This is a genomic window from Kineosporia babensis (assembly GCF_021129305.1).
Lineage (GTDB): Bacteria > Actinomycetota > Actinomycetes > Actinomycetales > Kineosporiaceae > Kineosporia > Kineosporia babensis.
The window spans coordinates 19547-39384 of the sequence record NZ_JAJOMB010000030.1 but is presented as its reverse complement, the minus strand read 5'-3'; the positions used below and the strand labels follow the sequence as shown (position 1 = coordinate 39384).

Sequence of the window (19838 nt, the reverse complement as noted above, 5' to 3'; positions counted from 1 at the left end):
CGGCGGAGGAAGTCTAGGGCCTGGGCTGCATCCCGGTGCCGGGCAGACCTTAGCGGCGGACCTGGATGGTGTTCATCGGGGCGGTGTCGGTGGGCTTGCGCCGCTGGTTCGGGGTGGCGCCTGAGCCCGGCCGGATCACCGGTGTCGGCGCGGTCACCGGCGGAACCCGCTTGGCGGTCACGTCCGACGAGGGATGCAGTGGTTCAGGTACCGCGTAGAACCACCCCTGGGCCACGTCGCAGCCGATGCCCCGGATCTGGGCGTCCTGTTCGGCGGTCTCCACACCCTCCGCGGTCACCAGCAGATCCAGGCTGTGGGCCAGGTCGACCAGCGTCTTCAGGATCCGCTGGTCGGTCGGTGACCACGGACGTCCCGACCTGGTGCTCTGCAGGAACGTCCCGGCCAGTTTCAGCTCGTGCCACGGAAGCCGGCGCAGCGCCGCCAGATTGCTGTAGCCGGTGCCGAAGTCGTCCATCACCAGCCGGACCCCGAGGTCGATCATCGAGTCCAGCACCGCGATCGGCTCGGTGTCCTCGAGATTCATCACCACGCTCTCGGTGATCTCCACCCGCAACCGCGAGGGCTCCAGCTCGGCCCGGTCCAGGGCCCGCCGCAGGTCGTCCACGAACTGCGGCGAGTACAGCTGCCGCACACTCACGTTGATGTTCACCGCCGGCCAGTCGCTGACCGCCAGATCGGCGCAGGCGCGATCGAGCACCCAGCGCCCGATCGGCAGGATCGCGGCGTTCTCCTCGGCGATCCGGATGAACATGTCCGGCGAGAGCGAGCCCATCGTCGGGTGTTTCCAGCGCAGCAGCGCCTCGACGCTGTGCAGGTCCCCGTCGGACAGGCGCACCAGCGGCTGGTACACCAGCGCCAGCTCACCCCGCTCGACCAGGCCCGGCAGCTGCATCGCGACCTGGAATCTGGTCAGCTGCCCGGCCTTACGCTGCGGATCGTGCTCCACCACGCGGCCCTTGCCGGCCTCCTTGGCCGCGTGCAGGGCCAGGTCGGCGGCCTGCATGATCTCGGCCGAGTTGGACCCGGCCGCAGCCAGTTCCACCACGCCCACGCTGGCGCCCACCTGCACCGGAAGCTGGCCGGTCACCTTCAGCGGCTGCTTCAGCGCGGCCAGCAGGTCCTCGGCCACCTGCATCGGCACCAGGTCCTGCGAGCCGCCGGTCAGTAAGGCCACGAACTCGTCCCCGGCCAGCCGGGCCACGAAGGCGCCGGAGGGCAGCGCCGCCTCCGAAAGCCGTTCGGCCACGGCGATCAGCACCCGGTCGCCGACGATGTGCCCGCGCGAGTCGTTGACGAACTTGAAGCCGTCCAGGTCGATGAACAGCACCGCGATCCGGTCGCCCGGTCCCGGATCGGCCACCGCCCGGTCGAGGCGCTGCAGGAACAGCACCCGGTTGGGCAGCCCGGTCAGCGGGTCGTGGGTGGCCTCGTGCTGCAGTCGCTCCTGCAGCAGGTAGCGCTCGGTGATGTCCTCGATCACCGCCACCATGAAGGCCGGGTCGCCGTCCGGGTCCCGGATCAGGCTGACGCTGAGGTTGGTCCAGATCCCCTCGCCGTCCTTGCGCACGAAGCGCTTCTCGGCCTTGAACTCCTCCAGCACCCCCTGCGCGGTGTCGGCGTACTGCTGCCAGACCGCCGCGCCGTCCTCCGGGTGGATGTACTCCTGGATCTTCATGGAGCGCATCTCGTCCACCGAGAGGCCGAACATGTTCTGCAGCGCGTGGTTGACCTCGATCACGTTGCCATCGATGTCCCCGACAGCGATACCGACCGGGGCCTGGTCCACCAGCCGGCGCCAGCGCGCCTCGGAGTCGGACAGGGCCCGGGCCACCTCGTCGCGGGCCGAGGACGAAGCCTGATGGATCGACTCCTGCTGCAGGAGCAGGCGGCGCTGCACGGCCGCGGCGTGCCCGGCCGCCAGACCGCCCTGCATCCTCACCAGCTGCTGCTCGCGGTGCAGGTCACCGACGTCCGGGGCATAGCGGGCCAGCACCATCAGCGCCTGCCCGATCGCCCGGGGCGCGGTCAGGTGGGCATCGGCCAGCAACCGGCCGAGCCGACGCCCGGCGGCGTCGGCGTCGGCCGTCGGGGTCAGCCCGGCCAAGGTGACCATGGTCAGCCGCTCAGCCAGGTGGGCGAACTCCTGCTCGCTGGCCAGCGGGTCACCGGCCGAGCGCAGGGCCTGCTCCCAGCCCGCGATGAGCTTCTTCTGCGTCATCAGCCCATCAGGGCTTCTTGCCGACCCCGGCCCAGCCCGGCACTCGTTCGGCCTCCTCGAGGGAGATCTCGCTGTCCGGATGCCACAGGGCGGCCAGGCTGACGCCGGGCTCGATCAGCTCGTAACCCTCGAAGAAGGCCTCCACCTCGGTCCGGCCACGGAAGTTCATCGTGGCCGTGGCCTTCGTGTAGAGCTCCTGGATCTCCTCGGTCTGGGTGCTGGGGTGCAGTTCGTTGGTGGCGTGGCACATCAGCAGGTAGCTGCCCGGCGGCGTCCAGTCCCGGTAGGTGGCGATCAGCTCGCCCGGCTTGGCCTCTTCGGGGATGAAGTGCAGCAGCGCGTTCAGCAGCAGCGCAATCGGCTGGGAACGGTCCAGCAGGCCCAGCGCCTCCACCGCCTCCAGCAGCTCCTGCGGATCGGTGAAGTCCCCGGCCAGGACGGCGGCGTTGGCGTTGCCCTCCAGCAGCGACTTGCTGTGCGCGACGGCCACCGGGTCGTTGTCGACGTAGACGATCTTGGCGTCCGGGGCCAGGCCCTGCGCCACCTCGTGCACGTTGCCCACGGTCGGGATGCCCGAGCCGATGTCCAGGAACTGCCGCACCCCCTGCTCGACCATGTAGGTGACCCCCCGGCGCAGGAACGCCCGGTTGGCCTTCATGATCAGGGGCAGGTCGGGCCAGCCGGCGATCGCCTTCTCGGCCATCTCCCGGTCGGGCCCGAAGTTGTGGAAACCACCCAGGTAGAAGTCGTAGACCCGGGACACACTGGGGCGGCTGAGATCGATGTCGTCGCCAACCCACTGCGGATTCGTCAAAGTCGAACCACCCATCAACCCTGGCGTCTGCGGCGGCCGGGAGCCATTGCCGCTCCGGCCGGCGAACGCAACCGAAGCGCATTCCGTACCGGACGGTATCAGAAGGTGGCTAAGGGGCAGATGATCAACAAATGGACGTTTGGGGCCAGTGTGATCCTCAGCGGTCCAGTTGGGCGATCAGCGGGCCCAGGGCGTCGCTGAGTTCCCTGGCCAGCACACTCACCGCTCGCGCGGCGAGTTCCGGCAGATCGGGACCGGGACCTTCGGGGGTCGGCGGCAGGTCGTTCAGGGGGAGGGGGAGGTCGACGAGGAGCAACGGACGCACGTGAGGGAACCTGCTCATCTCCTCCGCGGAGGGCGTCAGGTACTGCCCCATCACGGCCGGCCAGCCTCGCCAGCCTCGGTCCTGCCCCCAGACCTGGGTCTTGGCCAGCCCTTCGGGTGCCGGGGAGACGAGCTGCACGTGAGCGGTCAGCGACCCGTCCCACTCGTTGCGCTCACAGACCGCGCTCAGCACCCGCCGGTGGAAACGCACGTAGCCCGGGTCCAGATACGGGACACCGGCCAGCCGCCAGGCCGTGCAGGCGAAGCCGACCGGGGAGATGTCGCCCCAGTGCTCGGTGAACACGGCTTCCAGGGCCCGTACGTGCGTGGCGTAGCGCTCGCCGTTCTCGCGGTCGTACTGCTGATCGATCCAAGCAACACTCGGCGTCGGCATGACGGCAAAGCGTAGTGCTCGACGACAGGTGCATAAAAGGAACCGTGCGGTCGTCGGCCCGCAACCGCACGGCCCCCGTCAGTCCCGGTGAGCCGTGATCAGATGGTCGAACTCGCCTCGGCGGGCCCCGTCGAGCCACGCTCCCGCGCAGCCAGTGGACAGCCGCAGAACGGTGCCGTGCGGGTTCTTGGAATCACGGATCTCGGGTTGCCCGGCCCGGCTGCGCATCTGCACGCAGGCGCCGCCGGCGTTGGACGCCCTCGCCTTGATCCATGGAGTGTCACTGGACATCGGATTCTCCTTGCCTGATGGTGCTGCGGGTGGTGATCCGATGGTGCGCAGGGCACAGCGTTCCTGGTGGGAGAGCAGATCGACTTCGCCCCTAGGGGCATGCCGAGCGCGGAACCCGGCCGCCTCTGCCACCCTGACCAGCGCTGTGAGGCCGGTCAGGACCCGTTCGCGCAGCCCATTCCAGAACCGGGCCACGGTGCACCGCCGCGTATACACGGTCGCGCAGGGCATTGGCCCCGGCATCGGTCAGAGTCTTGTTCAGCGGCCGCAGTTCTAGTCTCAGCAGAACATTGACCTGCCCTGGCTGCGTACCGAGGCGCTCCTGCACCGCCCGGGGAAGCGCCTCGTGCGGGGTAGACGCGATCACCGACACGGACTCCAGATCTGCCGAGGCAGCACCGAGAGCGGAGCGGACGCTGTCGCCCAGCAACTCGGCGTCCACATCCCCGTCGGTAACGATGGACAGGTCGCGGCGAATGACCGGGTGTACGGAAACCGGCCGCCAGGGGGAAAGATCGAGCATCTGCGCGGCGATCTTCGGGTTCTCAGAGCGCAGCAGCCGAATGTCGTCAAGGCCCTTGCGCAGCATCAACGCCCGGTCCAGCCCCAGCCCCAGCGCCAGGCCACTCACCTCCGCCGGATCATGGCCTGCGCCGGACAACACGTGCCCAGCGATGAGCCCGCACTCCGCCACTTCCATCCACCCGGCCGCAGTTCGCACGTCTATTTGTAAGCCGTTCTGGGTGTAAGGATGTGACGCCGGAAGCGCGCGCCAATCAGCTCCCGGTAGGACCGCGTCCACCAGGAGAGCAATCATCTGCTGTAGGTCGCGCTCGCCCGTGTGACGGTTGCTGGTCACACGCCAAAGATCCACCTGATGGGGCGTGCCGACATGCGTCCGGTCGATACTGTCGCGGCGATAGACCATTCCTGGCAGGACCAGCAGGACGTCTACGGGGTTCTCCAGTGACCGTAACGTCGGCGGGACGCCGGCACTGGTGTGGCTGCGCAGCATGACGGTTTCCCCGACGTAGCGGCTGTAGCGGGCGTCACGAGTGATGTCGTCGGGGGAGTAACCCAGGCGATCGTAGTTGTCTTCGACCGCGACCAAGGGGTGCCGTCGTCGTAGGTCCAGATCGCAATTCCAGGCAGTGATCAACGCGTTCAGGACGTCGTCCAGCAGGAGTTGCAGGGCATGCGGGCCCTGGTCCGGGTCGGTGAGATCGCGGACAGCGAGTGCCTCGAGCAGGGTCTGGGCAGGCAGAAGATTCACGGCAGGTCCTTCACGGTTGTCGGTAGGGGAGACGGACACCCCCGGCCGACGTTTCCGTGACGGCTACCAGCACACCCCGCAGCCCTCACGGCTGCTCGGCAGCCGGGGGCCGGTAAATCGGGTCACGAGATGTGGCACGTTCTCGACGATAGGACGGTCCGGATCGTTCGTCGATCGGTTTTCGCACGGTGACGGCACGGCCCGTGGGCTTGAGCGGGCCCAGCCCACGGGCTGTCCGCCCTACTCGCGAAGGACAGCCCGAAGAGCTTGCGGGAGGTCGGCCGAGCCCAGGTTGAGCGACTCCTCCCGTTCGGTTTCGGCTGCCTCAGGCCGCAGGCGAGGAAGCAGGTTCAGCCGGTCGGCCTCGCGCCCGGCGAGCCGGCCCACCCGGATCGTGATGTCGTTCGCCGCAACCGCGCGGAACTCGTCCGTGGGCACGCGCACTACGAACTCGAAGTCGTCCGGGTCGTAGATGTGGTGCTCGTCCGGTCCGGGGGTGTTGGGTTCGCTGAACGACCGGGAGATGGCCTGGTCGCCGATGTCGCCCACTGCGACGGACCGCCCGGCCACCAGCACCTCGTGGGCGAGAGCACCGTCCTCGGGCGGGGGTTCGACGAAGGGCCCGTCGATCTGCTCGGCCCCGACGACGGAGAGCCTGCCCGCCTCGCTGCGCACCCGCAGCCGGATGTAGGAATCAGCGGTGGCCACGAGGTGCTCCTGTCCGGCGGGGGCTGGGGCGGTGGCGAACGGATCGGTCACCGCATGCATGGCACGGTCGCACACCGGGCAGAAGGCCGGGTTGTTCGAGCGCATCCGGCAGTCGATCACCGGTCGGTAGATGCCGGTCGAGAACGAGCCGGAGCCACCTTCGAACAGCCCGACGCTCTGGTTGTCGTTCCAGCCGGCGGGCTTCGGTGGAGTGTAGTCGTTACCGCCGGTGGGGATCGGGGTGGTGGGGGCGAGCGCCCAGTTCCATTTCAGGGTCGCCCGGTTGGTGTTGATCGTGGCGTTGGCGGCGAACGGCTCGGTACCCGTGTAGTTGTTGTTGCGGTTGTTGTACTCGTCCTGCAGGCCGCCGAGGGCGTGACCGAACTCGTGCGCGACGGTGGACCACGTCACGCCCAGCGGCAAGGTCAGACGCCCACCGCCGCCGCAGCCGCCGAAACCGGGATTGTTGAGCAGGAGCATCACGATGCGCCGGTCGGGGACGAGGTGGTTCAGCACCCGATCGAGTTCGGCGGCCGTGTTCGGGCCGTCCTCGACCCAGCAGTGGGCCCAGTCGCCGTTGAAGACGGCGCCGAAAGCGGTGTTCCGGTCGACCTTGGCCGTCACCGTGCCGGCCGCGTCGTAGGTCTTGGTGCTCACCCCCGAATCGACCGAATTGACGTTGACCCGGACCAGGTTGAACGAGCCCCGGTTGGCAGCGAAGTAGTCGTTGGCGAACAACCCGTTCGTCACCAGGGAGTCCACCGCCGCGTTGTAGGCGACCTGGTCGGCCGCGGTGAAACCGTCACCCACGACCGCGATCGTGTACTTCGCGCCGAACGGGCCGTTGTCGATGAGTTTCGTGATGGAGGCATGGCTCTCGCCCCAGAAGGTCGACCAGATGTGCTGGTCGTAACCGATCAGGAAGAGATCAAGATTGAGCGTGGCCCGGGAGACGGCCGCGATCTGCTGATGCTCCCAGTCGAAGACGGCATCACCCGGTAACGGGAACGGTCCGGGGGCCCAGCCCGTCTGGTCGCTCCAGTAGGTGCTCCAGAGCTTTTGGTCGTAGCCGATCACGAACAGGTCGAGGTTGCCGGGGGCTCGCGAAACAGCGGCGATCTTCTGACGCTGCCAGTCGAAGACAGCGTCTCCTGGTAGGGGGAAGGGGCCCGGGGCCCAGCCGGTCTGGTCGCTCCAGTAGGTGCTCCAGAGCTTTTGGTCGTAGCCGATGACGAACAGGTCGAGGTTGCCGGGGGCTCGGGAGACGGCGGCGATCTGCTGATGTTCCCAGTCGAAGACATCGTTTCCCGGCAGCGGGAACGGTCCGGGGGCCCAGCCCGTCTGGTCGCTCCAGTAGGTGCTCCAGAGCTTCTTGTCGTAGCCGATCACGAAGAGATCGAGGTTGCCGGGGGCTCGGGAGACGGCGGCGATCTGCTGATGTTCCCAGTCGAAGACATCGTTTCCCGGCAGCGGGAACGGCTCGGGAGCCCAGCCCGTCTGGTCGCTCCAGTAGGTGCTCCAGAGCTTCTTGTCGTAGCCGATCACGAACAGGTCAAGGTTGCCCGGCGCTCGCGAAACGGCGGCGATCTGCTGGTGTTCCCAGTCGAAGACGGCCTGCCCCGGAAGCGGAAAAGGCTCGGGAGCCCAGCCGGTGGCATCGCTCCAGTACGTGGTCCAGAGCTTCTTGTCGTAGCCGATGACGAACAGGTCGAGGTTGCCGGGGGCCCGGGAGACGGCGGCGATCTGCTGGTGCTCCCAATCGAAAACGGCCTGCCCCGGCAACGGGAACCAGTCCGGAGCCCAGCCGGTCGCCTGGCTCCAGTAGGTGCTCCAGAGCTTCTTGTCGTAGCCGATGACGAACAGGTCAAGGTTGCCCGGCGCTCGCGAAACGGCGGCGACGCGCTGGCGGCGCCAGTCGAAAACGGCCTGCCCGGGCAGTGGGAACGGGTACCAGTTCCAGTCCTGCATGGTGAACTCCCTGCGTCAGCGCAATGGTCGTTCGGATGTTCTCGAGGCGCGGACGCTTCGAGGAGGACGACCTTGGGGCCCGGTGTCGGAAGCTCCTCAGAGCGGGACCAGGATGCTTCCGGCACGCGGTTGATTCCCGGAACTATGCGCCGTGATCCTCAAGACCGGCGCAGGAGTGGGGGAACGCTGCCTCTACGGGCAAACCCCATGGCAGCAGGTCCGTAAGGGGCCGGCTCGATGCTCTTGAGGGGGCTGCCGACGGGGAGAACGTTGTCGGATCGGGCCGTAGGTTTGCGCCGTGAAGATGGCCGAGGTCTTTGAGGTCTTGGACGCTGCCGAGACGCTCGGATCGCCGGTGTGGGTAGCGGGCGGCTGGGGTGTGGACGTCCTGGTCGGGCGTCAGACCCGCGAGCATCGCGACCTGGATCTGGCTCTGGACGCAAGGTTCGAGGATCTCCTGGTCGGCCGGCTCGAGACGCTGGGCTACCGGGTGGAGACCGACCAGCGCCCGGCCAGGGTCGAACTCGCGGCGCCTGGCCGGCGCTGGGTGGATCTGCACCCCGTGGTTTTCGACGATGCCGGCGAGGGCCGCCAGGCCGACCTGCATGGAGGCTTCTTCGTCTACCCGAGAGAGGCCTTTGCCAGCGGTCACTTGGCAGGCCGTCGCATTCCTTGTCTGTCTGCGCGACAGCAACGCATCTTCCGTCGCGGTTACCCCCTCAGGCCCGTGGATTACCTCGACCTCGCTGAACTCGAGCGCCTCGTCGGCTAGCCTGGCCGTCCCACCCCCTGCGGCCGTTATCTACAGCAGGCTCTCCAAACGCTGGGCGAACTCCTCCGGGGACTCGATCGGAACGCCGAGACTCTGGGCCTTCTTGTACTTGCTGGAACCTTCGTCCGCGGCCACCAGCAGGCTGGTGTTCTTGGAGACCGCGCTGCTGGCCTTGCCGCCGGCCCGTTCGATGAGCTCGCTCATCTCGTTGCGGGAGAAGGCTTCGAGGGGGCCGGTCATCTTCCCGGTGACCACCACGGTCATCGGCTTGCCGTCCTCACCGGCCAAAGGCCGGGCTGAGGCTTCGCCGGGTTCTGAGGTCGTGTCCTCACCCGCGTCGTCCGCCTGGTCGGCATCGTCCGTCCTGACCGGCCTTCCCGTCGCGCCCGGTTCAGTCATCGAGACTCCGGCGGCGCGCAGCTTCTCGATGACCGGAGCCAGTTCGACGAGTTCCTCGACGATGACCGGCGCCTTCTCCGGGCCGATCCCGTCGACCTCTTCGAAGGCGGCGGCATCGGCGGCCTGAATGGCTTCCATCGTGGCGAAGTAGCGGGCGATGCGACGGCTCATCGACCGGCCGGTACCGCGCACCCCGAGCGCGGTGAGGGTGCGGGCGAGCGGCTGGGACTTGGCCTTCTCCACCTCGGTGAGAACCTTGGCGGCGCTGGTCCGGCCCATACGTTCCAGCCCGAGCAACTGCTCCTCGGTGATGGCGAAGATGTCGGCCACATCGGTGACCAGGCCGTTGTCCACGAGCTGGCGGACGAGTTTCTCCCCGACGGACTCGATGTCCCAGCAGTCCCGGGCGGTGGCGTAACGCACCGCCTGCGGCAGAGCGCAGGTGCGGCCGCGCTTGCAGCGCCAGCGCTCCTGGGAGCGGTCGATCTCGCCGCTGCAGTTGGGGCAGACCTCGGGGGCCGGGATGGGCGTCTCGTTACCGGTGCGGGCCGAGACGACGGCGCCCTCGATCCGGGGGATGACTTCGCCGGCCCGCAGCACCATCACGGTGTCACCGATCATCAGACCCTGGCGGGCCAGGTCGTTCGGGTTGTGCAGGGTGGCGTAGGTGACGGTGGTGCCCCCGACGAAGACCGGCGTGACCCGGGCCCGGGGGGTGATGACGCCGGTGCGGCCGACCTGCCAGATGACTTCTTCGAGGGTGGTCAGGCGGGAGTCGGCCGGGAACTTGAACGCGATGCCCCAGCGCGGGGCCCGGGACGAGGAACCGGCCTGTTCCCGGTCGGCGGGGGAGTCGGCCTTGATCACGGCGCCGTCGATGCCGAGGCCCAGATCGGCCCGGCGGCTCAGGAGCGAGTCGATGTACTCCTGCGCGGCCTCGATGGTCTCGGCCACGGCGATCCGGGCGGAGGACGTGGCTGCGGTGGAGACGCCGAGCTCTCCGAGCAGGGCGATACCGGCCGAGTAGTCCAGGTCGGCATCGGGCCGGGTGCCCGGGTAGGTCTCGGGCAGGGGAAGCAACTGGTAGGCGAAGAACGTCATGGGGATGACGTAGCTGCGGTCCTTGGAGCCACGCAGCGAACCGGCAACCCCGTTGCGGGGATTGACGAACGGCTTGTCGTCGTTGGCCAGGCGCAGCTCGTTGGCCGCGGCGAACTGCGCGTCGGTCAGCATCACCTCGCCCCGCACCTCGAGGGTCAGCGGCTGGGTGAGCGTGGCGGGCAGCCCGACGATGGCCGGCGCCGCGAACGTGACGTCTTCCCCGTGGACCCCGTCGCCGCGGGTGATCAGCTGGACGAGTTCGCCGTTCTGGTAGCGGGCCGCCAGGGCCAGACCGTCGAACTTGGGCTCGACGACGTAGCGCGGCGCGCGGTCCAGCCGTTTGGCCAGGCTGGTGTGCCACTCGGCCAGCTCGGCCGAGGAGAAGACGTTGTCCAGGCTGAGCATCGGGGCAGAATGCTCCACATCGCCCGCTTCGCCGCCCACCACCTGGGTGGGTGAGGCCTGGACCTGCCAGTCGGGGTGCGCGGCCTCGGTGGCGGCGATGTCCCGGACCAGCGCATCGTAAGTAGCGTCGTCCAGGACCGTTACGTCGGCGGACTCCTCCACCACCGCGTCGGCGGCCGCGCCGGTGCCGTAGTACAGGCTTGCCGCGGAGCGCGCGGTGGCGACCGCCTGCTCGTACTCCTCACGGGGCAGCACGGTGCTCATCAGGACGCCTCCAGAAACCGGATACCAGGAGCAACGCAACGAGCAGCACCATGACGAGCAGGTGCGCAGCGGGGTTTTTCTGCCATGACGGAAACCTAGCTGCTGCCACCGACAATCTTGATCACCTGGCTGCCTGTTGCCGGTCTGTCACGCGCCGTGGCAGGTCTGGGGTGGTGGTCGTTCTGGGACGCCATCTGACCGGAGCCGGCGTGCAGGCTCAGCCGGGCAGCCAGTCAAAGGCTTCCTTCTGCATGGACGGGCTGAAGCTGTGCGGGGCGTCGTGGAACGAGCCGGTGTAGGCCTCTGTGCTACCGGCCTGGGCATAGGCCTCGCTGATCTGGCGGTGGGCGTTCTGCATCCCCTCGAGCGGGAAAAGCTGGTCCTGGCGCGCGTACTGGACCAGGAGGGGCCGGGGTGCGGCGGTGGCAATGATCTGGGGCCAGTCGGCGATGCGCCCGAGGCCGGGAGTCATCAGCGCCCAGGTGTGCGAGGACACGTGGGCGGGCAGCATGTGGGCCAAGCTGGAGGTCATGGCGCTGACTACCACTGCCCGGGCGGGCATTCCGAGGGCGGTGGCCAGGGCCGCCCGGGCGCCGCCGCCGGACAGGCCCATGACGGAGTACCCGGTGGGAGCCAGATCGGCCAGCACCTGCCCGGCGATCAGGTCTTCCCGGGCCAGCAGGCCGGCCCAGGAGGTGCCGAGGATGCCGAGGGCCTTGGCCACCGCGTCCTCGGCGGGGTTGGCGTGGATGTCGTAGAGCGTGGCTTCGTCCAGATCGGGACCAGCAGACCGAATTTCACGTTCGGCGAAGGCCTCGCTGCGGGCCGGCATGGAATCGAGCGGCATCCGGCGACTGCCCCAGCCGAAACCGTCGTGCACCAGGACGACCCGTCCGGTCCGCGCCAGGTCTTCCGCTGCCGGGCGTCCGCCGTAGAGCTGCGAGCGGATCTGCTCGATGACCGGGTGTTCCGCTCTGCCGTCCGCGCCGTCGGCCAGTTTGGCCAGCCCGAAACGTTTGACCCCGCCGTGGCAGTGCAGGAACAGCACGCCCGGCAGAGCCTTCTGCTCGCTGCCGGCGGGACGTAGACAGCGCCCGGCCACACGTTCACCGAAACCCGCGTTCCAGGACAGTTCGGTGCCGCTGAGACCGTCTCGCTGCCACTCGTCCTCAATGTGGACGTCCAGTTCCGCCGGAGGATTCGGGACCCCGAGCGTGCCGCGCAGCCGTTCCCGGACGGCCTCGGGAGTGGGGGAGTCGCTGCCGAACAGTGGCCAGGACTCCTGGAGCAGTTCGACCAGGCCGTCGGGGACTCCGAGACGCATCGTCACGTCCGTTCTGCAGGGGATCCGGAAAGCGTTTACCGAACCTAGCCGGAGGGACCGTCGTCCGGCAATCCGCGCGGTGAGCGCCCGAAGGGGTGATTCGTCGGCTCAGACGGTCTGCGAGCCGGTGGAAGAGGCATGCTGATGGCGCTCGAGACAGTCACGGCGCAATGGAGCGCCAGATTGGATGGCTACAGGGCCATGCTTGCGACAAATCACCAGCACTACCACCATCGGCAGGCCGGGCTGTACTGGCCGTCCCATCTGATCGGCCTGGCCCTCGCGCTGGTCCTGGGCGGACTGGTGCTCATGTCCTTGGGGTGGGTGTTGTAGCCACCTGCCGGATCAGGGCCTGCAGGCGCAGCGGCATCTCCTCGAACAGCGAGATGGCGGTGCTGGTCCGCACCACACCGGGCGCCTCCAGGATCTGATTGGTGATCCGGTGCAGGTCGGCGGTGTCGACGGCCACCAGTTTGACCAGAAGGTCGGCTTCGCCGGTGGTCATGTGCATCTCCACCACCTCCGGGACGGCCCGCAGGACGTCGGTGACACCGGTGGACGTGGTCTGGCTGATCGCGATCGACACGAACGCCACCAGGCCACGTCCCAGGTGAGCCGGGTCGACCCGGCGCGAGAACTCGCGCAGGGCCCCGGTCTCGCGCATCCGGGTCAGGCGGGCGCTGAGCGTGTTGCGGGCGATCCCCAGCCGCTGGGCCAGAGCCAGCGCGGTGGCGTCGGGGTCTTCGTCCAGGGCCAGCAAGATCCGGGCATCAAGAGCGTCCATGTGAGCATTTTGGCACCTCTCGAACTTGAGACGTGCCGTTCTGCTCAGTCGCGAAGCCGTCTGTTGCGCAGGTGGCTGGCTACCGGTGAGTCTTCCCCCATGAACCACGTGCAGGAACAGCCCGCGCTGCGATCGGTGCTCTCGGCGATGCCGCCCTACCGGCCCGGCCGCCGGGCCTCGTCGGCGCGGACTGCGTCGCTGGCCGCGAACGAGAGCCACTTCGAGCCGTTGCCGTCGGTCCAGGAAGCGATCCGGCGCGCGGCATCGGCCGCCAATCGTTACCCGGACGCGGCGTGCACCCAACTGCGGCACGCAATCGCCGAGCACCTGTCGGCCGAACTCCCCGCCACCGAGTACCACGCCGTCACGCCCGACCAGATCGCGGTCAGCCCGGGCAGCGTGGGCGCCATCCAGCAGCTCATGGCGACCTTCTGCGACGCCGGTGACGAGGTCGTCTTCGCCTGGCGCTCGTTCGAGGCCTACCCCCTGCTGACCCGGCTGGCCGGGGCGCAGCCGGTCCCGGTCCCGCTGACCCCGGAGCTGGGCCACGACCTGGACGCGATGCTGAAGGCGATCACCGAGCGCACCCGGATCGTGCTGCTGTGCGTGCCGAACAACCCGACTGGTACCGGGCTGGACCCCACAGCGCTGGCGGCCTTCCTCGATCAGGTGCCGCCCACCGTGCTGGTGGTCCTCGACGAGGCCTACGCGGAGTACACCAGCCCGGTCGGCCTGCTGAACCGCCGGGCCAACGTGTGTGTGCTGCGGACCTTCTCCAAGGCTTACGGCCTGGCCGGGCTGCGGGTGGGCTACGCCGTGACGTCCGAGATGCTGGCGGACGGTCTGCGCCAGACCGCGCTACCCTTCGGCGTCAGCAGCATCGCCCAGGAAGCGGCCATCGCCTCGTTGTCCGCCCGGGAGGAGTTGCGGGAACGGGTCGAGGCGATCGTCCGGGAACGCAACCGGATGCTGGCCGCGGTGCGCGAGCTCGGCTGGTGGGTGCCGGACAGTCAGGCCAACTTCCTCTGGCTGCCCGGTTCGGTGCATCTGCTGGAAGCCTTCGGTGAGGCCGACATTCTGGTGCGCCCGTTCGCCGACGAGGGCCTGCGGATCACGCTGGCCGACCGCGCCACCAACGACCGGGTGCTCGACGTCCTGGCCGGTCCGAGGTGCTGACCACCGCACCGGCGCCTCCTCCGGCGTCATCGCCGTCGTCGATCCATCGGCACGGGCTCGCCGAGGATCTCTTCGCCCTGGTCACCGGGACGCTGATCACCGCCTTCGGGCTCTACCTGATCAAGTCGGCCGGCGCGGTGACGGGTGGTACGGCCGGGTTCGTGCTGTGGCTGTGCCAATGGCTGTCCTGGCCCTTCGGCCTGGTCTTCGCCGCGGTGAACGTGCCGTTCGCGGTGCTGGCCTGGAACCGCAAAGGCCCGGCCTTCGTGGGGCGTTCGGTGCTGTCCGTCCTCCTGCTGTCCGGCTTTTCGCTGCTGCAGTCCCGGTTTCTCGAACTGGGACAGGTCAACCCCGTCTACGCCGTGCTGCTGGGCAATCTGGTGGCTGGGGTCGGCCTGCTGATCGTGCTGCGGCATCACAGCAGCCTGGGCGGTTTCAACGTGATCGCGGTGCTGGCTCAGGAACGGCTGGGCTGGCGAGCCGGTTACGTGCTGCTCGGGCTGGACAGCGGGGTGGTGGTGTTGTCCATGCTGACGGCCGACGTCGGCACCGTGGCGCTGTCGGCTCTGGGGGTGGCCGCGCTGAACCTGGTCCTGGTGCTCAATCACCGTCCCGGCCGGTACCCCGCCGCAGACCCACGCTAAATCCCGTATAAGAGGTTCTTGCGGAGCCGGACTCGACCCGGAATCCCTGCTAGCTTCGGCTGAGCTTGATCAGTAGCTGGGGGTTTTCGGTGACACGTGCTCGGGTTGTTCTGATTTCGTCGGCGGCGTCGATCGCGGCCCTGATGGCCATCGTGCTGCTGAACCCGTTCGGTGCCGGCGCCGCCAACCCCGAGCCCGATCTCACCGTGGCCGCCGCCAAGAAGGCCAAAGTGGTCGGTTACTACACGAACTGGGCCACCTACCGCGGGGCCACCGGGCAGGTGAAGCGGCTGCACACCAGCGGCGCGGCCGGCAAGCTCACGCACGTGCTGTACGCGTTCGGCTCGGTCGAGGGTGGGCGTTGCGGTATCGGAGACGCGTATGCCGACTACCAGAAGAAGATTCCGGCCGCCCAGTCGGTCAACGGCCGGGCCGACCTGGCCTCGCAGAAGGTCGCGGGCAACTTCAACCAGCTGCGCCAGCTCAAGCAGAAGCATCCCCGGCTCAAGGTGATCTGGTCGTTCGGCGGGGGCACCGGCTCGGCCGGTTTCACCCAGGCCGCGCTCGACCCGGCCGGCTTCGCCAGGTCCTGCCGGGCCCTGGTCGAGGACAAGCGCTGGGCCGACGTGTTCGACGGCATCGACATCGACTGGGAGTACCCGAACACCTGCGGCGTGAACTGTGACGCCAGCGGCTACAACGCCTACCCGGTCCTGCTCAGGGCGGTCCGCAAGGAGTTCGGCAAGGACCTGGTCACCTCGGCGATCACCGGCAACGGCCGGGCCGGCGGCACCCTGTTCAAGGCGAACTACGCCGAGGGGGCCAAGTACCTCGACTGGCTGATGCCGATGACGTATGACTACCACGGCAGCTGGGAACGCAAGGGCCCGACCGCGCCGCACTCGCCGCTGGGCGACTACGCCAGCGCGAAGCCGAAGGGGTACGACTCCAAGACGGTGATCGCGGCACTGCGTCAGCAGGGCGTGCCGTCGAAAAAACTGCTGCTGGGGGTGCCCTTCTACGGCCGCGGCTGGACCGGGGTGAAGCAGAAGGCCCCCGGCGGCGCGGCGACCGGCCCGGCCAAGGGCAGCTCGGGCACCGGGATCGAGAGCTACCGGGTGCTGGCCCGGACCTGCCCGCCCAGCGGCACCGTGGGTGGCAGCGCCTACGCCAAGTGCGGCAAGAACTGGTGGAGCTACGACACCCCGAAAACCATTGCCGGGAAGATGAAGTACGCCAAGAAGCAGAAACTGGGCGGGGCGTTCTACTGGGAGTTCTCCGGGGACACCGCCAAGGCCTCGTTGACCAAGGCCATCGCGAAGGGCCTGTCCTGACCGCTCGTCGTGCGCTACAGCGACAGGTTCAGGTAGAGCTGGTCACGCAGGTCGCCGCCTCCGAGGTCGATGGCCTCCGGGTACCGGCCGACGACCTCCCAGCCGAAGTGCTCGTAGAAGCGTTCCAGACCTTCCCCACCGCGAGCGTCCAAACGGAGTGAAGCCAGCCGGAGATCGACCTTGGCGTAGCGAGCCAGCTCGGTCAGCAACGCCCGGGCTACTCCGGTACCTCGCACGGCCGGGGCGGTCTGGACTCGGGTGACCAGGCCCCAGTGCCGGAAGGCGAGCGAGGCGTTGGTGGTGAGGACCAGCCAGCCCGCGACCTTGTCGGGCTCGCCGGCGACCAGGAGATGAGCCCGCCCGAGCTGCTCGACGATCTTGTCCACCTCGGGCCGGACCACGTCGTCGCTGACCGGAGTCTGCTGAACGAAGCCGACGGATCCGCCGGCGTTGGCCACGTCGCGCCAGCAGACGGTGAGGGCCTCACGGAGATGGTCGTCGACCTGGTCAGGGGCGCTCAGCCAGCGCGGTGCGTTCACCGGACCATGGTTCCAGATACCCGGCCCCGGTGCTTGCGCCCAGCGTCAAAAGGCACTCAGACCTTGGGGTTGCTGAGAAAACTCTGATGCCTGAGGCCTTCGTTAAGAATCGCGGGAACGGCCGCGGCGTGGGCCCGGGTGAATTCGTCGGTTCTGGACCGAAAATCGCTTGGGCTGAATTTCTTTCCCTCCGATCGGCCGCGGAGACTAGGGAGTTCGGTTCACATACTGCGCTCGTGATCCGCCGAATCCCTTGAGCTGGTTACTTTTCTCGCGTCGGAATTCCATTGATCGTGTGGGGGGAAAGTGATTCGGGGAAAGAGAGTGGCCGGGCTTCTGGGAGCTTCGGTGCTGACCGCGGTCGTCGGCGGCCAGATCGCCCTGTCGCAGGCGCAGGCCGCGCCTACCTGCAACGGTAAGGCGGCCACCAGCACCACGTTCAGCCACGGCACCATCGTGGGAACCGCCGGTGACGACGTCATCATCGGGACCGCGGGCGGCGACCGCATCGTCGGCATCGGTGGTAACGACACCATCTGCGGGCTGGGCGGCGACGACGAGATCGCCGGTGGCGACGGCAACGACTGGATCGACGGCGGCCTGGGGAGCGACAGCATCTCCGGTGGCCTGGGCAACGACACGGTCGACGCCGGTGACGGTTTCAACTCGGTGACCGGTGGCGACGGCAACGACGTTCTCACCGGCGGCGACCAGGACGACGTGCTGAACGGGGGCGCGGGTAAGGACGTGCTCGCCGGGGCCGGCGGCGACGACCGCCTGATCGGCGGCCTGGCCAGCGACTCGCTGTACGGCGGGGCCGGTGACGACGATCTGTCCGCCGGTGACGGCGACGACTGGATCTGGGGCGAGGACGGCGACGACTGGGTGCGCGCCGGAGGCGGCCACGACAGCGTGTGGGCCGGCGCCGGTGACGACGAGGTCTACGGCGGCGGGGGCGACGACACGCTCCTCGGCGCCGAGGGCGACGACCAGCTGTTCGGCGAGAAGGGCGACGACGAGCTGGAGGACATGGACGGGACCAACGTCCTGGAAGGCGGCTCGGGCTGGGACACCATCAACGGGGTCATGGACTCCAAGCCCTGAACCACCTGAAGCTCTGATCCACCTGGCCCGGGCGACGTCCGCACGTCGCCCGGGCCAGCCGCATCTGGGGCCGGGCTACTGAGCCGGCGTCATGAAATCCTTCGGCTTCAGGGCCCGGTCGACGATGCGCACGTCACCGAGCCAGCCGTAGTAGCCCTGCCCGAACTTCTCCGCCGACTGTGTCCCACCGAGCGCGAAAGGCTTGCCCAGGGTCGCGATCCCGGTCGAAGGCTGGGTGGGATTACGGGCGATCGGTGAGCCGTCGATGTAGATGATCGTGCGCTTGCCGTCGTTGACCACGGCCAGGTGCATCCACCGGCCCACCGGCAGGGCGTGGCTCCACGAGGTGGGCTGCGAGTTCTGCACCGAGGGGTAGACGGCGTACTGCAGGAAGCGCTCGCCGGACAGGTTCAGCGAGCAGGGCGCCTCGTCCTCGGAGTAGCCGTTGGTCTTGCCCGCGTCCCCGGCCCGGCCTTCCCAGCTCAGGATGCCCATCCAGGCGTGCTGGCCCTCGAACTTCTCGGGCAGCTTGAAGTAGGCCTCGATGGTGTAGCCGGAGGTGAACTTCATGCTGTTGATCGGTGCCTTGGCCGCGGTCTCCAGCACCGCGGCCCGGTTCGGGTTCTGGCCGCCGTCGAAGCGCAGGCTGGCGTGGGCGGGCTGGGCGGGGTGATGCTCGGCCGACCAGCTGAGGACGTCGGCGCTGCTGTTGTGCAGGATCGCGGCGGTCAGGTCGTTGCCCTTGCCGGTGAGGTCGCGGGCCACGGTTCCGGCGGGCAGTGCCTTGCCGTCGGAACCGGCTGCGGTGAGCCCGGCCTGGTCGAAACGCCAGTACGCCACGGTTCCTCGCACCAGCACCGCCGCCGGCGGGACGGGATCGGCCGCCTTGACCCCGGCGAAGGCGGCGAACCGCTCGTCGAAGTCGATCTCCACGCTGAACCGGTCGGCCGGGCCGGTGAGCTCGATGGTCTCGGCGCCCAGCTGCGAGCGCCGGGCCGGGTCGGTGTCCAGGAACCAGGGCGAGAAGGTCTCCACGTCGATCACGTTGCGGGCCAGGTCGAACGAGTACAGCCGGATCATCCCGGCGCCGCCGTAGTAACGGTCCTGGTAGTTGGTGATGTGCGCGTGCACCGGGTGCCCGGCCTGGTTGGTCAGCACGGTGCGGCCGGAGGGCCAGTAGTGTCCGTTCAGGGTGAGGAAGATCTGGTCGTTGGCGTTGATCAGCTGGTCCCACAACCGCTGCCCGTGGCCGGAGAGCGCGGCCTGGCCCTGCTCGTCCGAGGCGGCCAGGTCGTGCGTGGTCAGGATGACCGGCAGCTTCGGGTGCGCGTCGAGCACGCCCTGGGCCCAGGCCAGGCCCTGGTCGGAAGCGCGCCAGTCCAGCGCCAGGATCAGCCACTGGCGGCCGCCGCCGCGGATCACGTGGTAGCTGTTGTAGCCGTCGGGCGAGCTGCCGCCGAACGTCGGGCGTCCCCGGAACCGCTTGGGCCCGAACGCCTGCAGGTACGGCGAATCGCCGCGCTGGTCGTCGGTGGAGCCGTTGATGTCGTGGTTGCCGGCCAGGACGCTGTAGGGCACCTTGCCGTCGATCAGCTTGAAGGTCTTCGAGGCCAGGGTGATCTCGTGGTCGGTGCCGTGCTCGGTGACGTCGCCCAGGTGGGTCATGAACGCGATGTTGGCGTCGTCGCGCTCGGAGACCAGGTAACGGAAGGTGGCCCGCAGCGGTTCCGGGTCGGAGCTGTCGGCATCGAAAAGGTACTGGGTGTCGGGCAGAACGGCGATGGCGAAGCGGGGGCCGGCTGAATCGAAATTTGCGGCGCTGATCGAGTCGGCGGCGGCCGTGGGCGCACTGACCAACGGCGCAACCGCGCCGACCGCGGGAACGGCCACGGCACCACGAAACAGGGTGCGCCGACTGACCGGGAGCCGGCCTTCATGCTGAGTCATGCCCAGGACTCTGCTCGCGTCAGATGGCCGCGTA

17 protein-coding genes are annotated in these 19838 nt (G+C 68.5%); 6 read left to right on the top strand and 11 right to left on the bottom strand.

The window, feature by feature from the left end:
- Window positions 1-49: 49 nt before the first annotated feature.
- The 6 genes from LR394_RS36765 to LR394_RS36740 all read right to left on the bottom strand — a co-directional run bounded on the left by LR394_RS36765 (window position 50) and on the right by LR394_RS36740 (window position 8011).
- On the bottom strand, window positions 50-2239 hold the full coding sequence (locus tag LR394_RS36765) for a putative bifunctional diguanylate cyclase/phosphodiesterase (RefSeq protein WP_231449315.1): 2190 nt from the start codon (window positions 2237-2239) through the stop codon (window positions 50-52).
- Between the two features lie 7 nt (window positions 2240-2246).
- A complete protein-coding gene (locus LR394_RS36760; protein ID WP_231449314.1) occupies window positions 2247-3053 on the bottom strand; it encodes an SAM-dependent methyltransferase in 807 nt (268 codons plus the stop codon).
- A gap of 157 nt (window positions 3054-3210) precedes the next feature.
- On the bottom strand, window positions 3211-3771 hold the full coding sequence (locus LR394_RS36755) for a hypothetical protein (protein ID WP_231449313.1): 561 nt from the start codon (window positions 3769-3771) through the stop codon (window positions 3211-3213).
- Between the two features lie 78 nt (window positions 3772-3849).
- Window positions 3850-4062 (bottom strand): DUF397 domain-containing protein, encoded by a 213-nt coding sequence (locus LR394_RS36750; protein ID WP_231449312.1) that lies wholly within the window; start codon window positions 4060-4062, stop codon window positions 3850-3852.
- A 91-nt stretch (window positions 4063-4153) separates the two neighbouring features.
- Window positions 4154-5335 (bottom strand): PheS-related mystery ligase SrmL, encoded by a 1182-nt coding sequence (srmL, locus tag LR394_RS36745; protein WP_231449311.1) that lies wholly within the window; start codon window positions 5333-5335, stop codon window positions 4154-4156.
- 240 nt (window positions 5336-5575) lie between these two features.
- Window positions 5576-8011, bottom strand: coding sequence for a M64 family metallopeptidase (locus LR394_RS36740; protein WP_231449310.1), 2436 nt, complete (start codon window positions 8009-8011; stop codon window positions 5576-5578).
- Between the two features lie 304 nt (window positions 8012-8315).
- Between LR394_RS36740 and LR394_RS36735 the strand changes: the two genes are divergently transcribed.
- Window positions 8316-8783 carry a nucleotidyltransferase domain-containing protein gene (locus LR394_RS36735; protein ID WP_231449379.1) on the top strand — a complete coding sequence of 156 codons (468 nt, stop codon included), beginning with the start codon at window positions 8316-8318 and terminating at the stop codon, window positions 8781-8783.
- A 30-nt stretch (window positions 8784-8813) separates the two neighbouring features.
- Here LR394_RS36735 and ligA read toward each other — a convergent pair whose 3' ends face one another.
- Together ligA and LR394_RS36725 are read right to left on the bottom strand one after the other, a co-directional pair.
- Window positions 8814-10952 (bottom strand): NAD-dependent DNA ligase LigA, encoded by a 2139-nt coding sequence (ligA, locus tag LR394_RS36730; RefSeq protein ID WP_231449309.1) that lies wholly within the window; start codon window positions 10950-10952, stop codon window positions 8814-8816.
- 217 nt (window positions 10953-11169) lie between these two features.
- Window positions 11170-12276, bottom strand: coding sequence for an alpha/beta hydrolase family protein (locus tag LR394_RS36725; RefSeq protein WP_231449308.1), 1107 nt, complete (start codon window positions 12274-12276; stop codon window positions 11170-11172).
- 138 nt (window positions 12277-12414) lie between these two features.
- Between LR394_RS36725 and LR394_RS36720 the strand changes: the two genes are divergently transcribed.
- Window positions 12415-12609: a hypothetical protein gene (locus tag LR394_RS36720; RefSeq protein WP_231449307.1), complete on the top strand. Its 195-nt coding sequence runs from the start codon at window positions 12415-12417 to the stop codon at window positions 12607-12609.
- Here the strand turns inward: LR394_RS36720 and LR394_RS36715 are convergent.
- On the bottom strand, window positions 12584-13060 hold the full coding sequence (locus LR394_RS36715) for an Lrp/AsnC family transcriptional regulator (RefSeq protein WP_231449306.1): 477 nt from the start codon (window positions 13058-13060) through the stop codon (window positions 12584-12586). The two genes, LR394_RS36720 and LR394_RS36715, sit on opposite strands and share 26 nt — an antisense overlap.
- A gap of 99 nt (window positions 13061-13159) precedes the next feature.
- On the opposite strand from LR394_RS36715, the gene LR394_RS36710 reads away from it, so the two are divergent.
- The 3 genes from LR394_RS36710 to LR394_RS36700 all read left to right on the top strand — a co-directional run bounded on the left by LR394_RS36710 (window position 13160) and on the right by LR394_RS36700 (window position 16214).
- The gene (locus LR394_RS36710) at window positions 13160-14236 is read left to right on the top strand and encodes a histidinol-phosphate transaminase (RefSeq protein ID WP_231449305.1); all 1077 of its coding nucleotides are present in this window, start codon (window positions 13160-13162) and stop codon (window positions 14234-14236) included.
- Complete coding sequence (locus LR394_RS36705; protein ID WP_231449304.1) at window positions 14230-14880, top strand: YitT family protein; 651 nt, start codon at window positions 14230-14232, stop codon at window positions 14878-14880. The genes LR394_RS36710 and LR394_RS36705 overlap by 7 nt, the downstream gene beginning before the upstream one ends.
- A 143-nt stretch (window positions 14881-15023) precedes the next feature.
- Window positions 15024-16214 carry a glycoside hydrolase family 18 protein gene (locus LR394_RS36700; protein ID WP_269330397.1) on the top strand — a complete coding sequence of 397 codons (1191 nt, stop codon included), beginning with the start codon at window positions 15024-15026 and terminating at the stop codon, window positions 16212-16214.
- 14 nt (window positions 16215-16228) lie between these two features.
- Here LR394_RS36700 and LR394_RS36695 read toward each other — a convergent pair whose 3' ends face one another.
- A complete protein-coding gene (locus tag LR394_RS36695) occupies window positions 16229-16753 on the bottom strand; it encodes a GNAT family N-acetyltransferase (RefSeq protein WP_231449302.1) in 525 nt (174 codons plus the stop codon).
- A gap of 324 nt (window positions 16754-17077) precedes the next feature.
- Here LR394_RS36695 and LR394_RS36690 point away from each other — a divergent pair, with 324 nt between their 5' ends.
- The gene (locus LR394_RS36690) at window positions 17078-17857 is read left to right on the top strand and encodes a calcium-binding protein (protein WP_231449301.1); all 780 of its coding nucleotides are present in this window, start codon (window positions 17078-17080) and stop codon (window positions 17855-17857) included.
- A 75-nt stretch (window positions 17858-17932) separates the two neighbouring features.
- Here the strand turns inward: LR394_RS36690 and LR394_RS36685 are convergent, their stop codons facing one another.
- Window positions 17933-19804 carry a LamG-like jellyroll fold domain-containing protein gene (locus LR394_RS36685; RefSeq protein WP_231449300.1) on the bottom strand — a complete coding sequence of 624 codons (1872 nt, stop codon included), beginning with the start codon at window positions 19802-19804 and terminating at the stop codon, window positions 17933-17935.
- Window positions 19805-19838: the final 34 nt, after the last annotated feature.

What these genes read in the sequence shown, in the direction of transcription:
- LR394_RS36710 (WP_231449305.1), top strand. Translation starts at nt 13,160, where the DNA reads ATGAACCACGTGCAGGAACAGCCCGCGCTGCGATCGGTGCTCTCGGCG.
- LR394_RS36715 (WP_231449306.1), bottom strand. Translation starts at nt 13,060, where the DNA reads ATGGACGCTCTTGATGCCCGGATCTTGCTGGCCCTGGACGAAGACCCC.
- LR394_RS36755 (WP_231449313.1), bottom strand. Translation starts at nt 3,771, where the DNA reads ATGCCGACGCCGAGTGTTGCTTGGATCGATCAGCAGTACGACCGCGAG.
- LR394_RS36725 (WP_231449308.1), bottom strand. Translation starts at nt 12,276, where the DNA reads ATGCGTCTCGGAGTCCCCGACGGCCTGGTCGAACTGCTCCAGGAGTCC.
- LR394_RS36720 (WP_231449307.1), top strand. Translation starts at nt 12,415, where the DNA reads ATGCTGATGGCGCTCGAGACAGTCACGGCGCAATGGAGCGCCAGATTG.
- LR394_RS36740 (WP_231449310.1), bottom strand. Translation starts at nt 8,011, where the DNA reads ATGCAGGACTGGAACTGGTACCCGTTCCCACTGCCCGGGCAGGCCGTT.
- LR394_RS36750 (WP_231449312.1), bottom strand. Translation starts at nt 4,062, where the DNA reads ATGTCCAGTGACACTCCATGGATCAAGGCGAGGGCGTCCAACGCCGGC.
- LR394_RS36685 (WP_231449300.1), bottom strand. Translation starts at nt 19,804, where the DNA reads ATGACTCAGCATGAAGGCCGGCTCCCGGTCAGTCGGCGCACCCTGTTT.
- LR394_RS36765 (WP_231449315.1), bottom strand. Translation starts at nt 2,239, where the DNA reads ATGACGCAGAAGAAGCTCATCGCGGGCTGGGAGCAGGCCCTGCGCTCG.
- LR394_RS36700 (WP_269330397.1), top strand. Translation starts at nt 15,024, where the DNA reads ATGGCCATCGTGCTGCTGAACCCGTTCGGTGCCGGCGCCGCCAACCCC.
- ligA (WP_231449309.1), bottom strand. Translation starts at nt 10,952, where the DNA reads ATGAGCACCGTGCTGCCCCGTGAGGAGTACGAGCAGGCGGTCGCCACC.
- LR394_RS36735 (WP_231449379.1), top strand. Translation starts at nt 8,316, where the DNA reads ATGGCCGAGGTCTTTGAGGTCTTGGACGCTGCCGAGACGCTCGGATCG.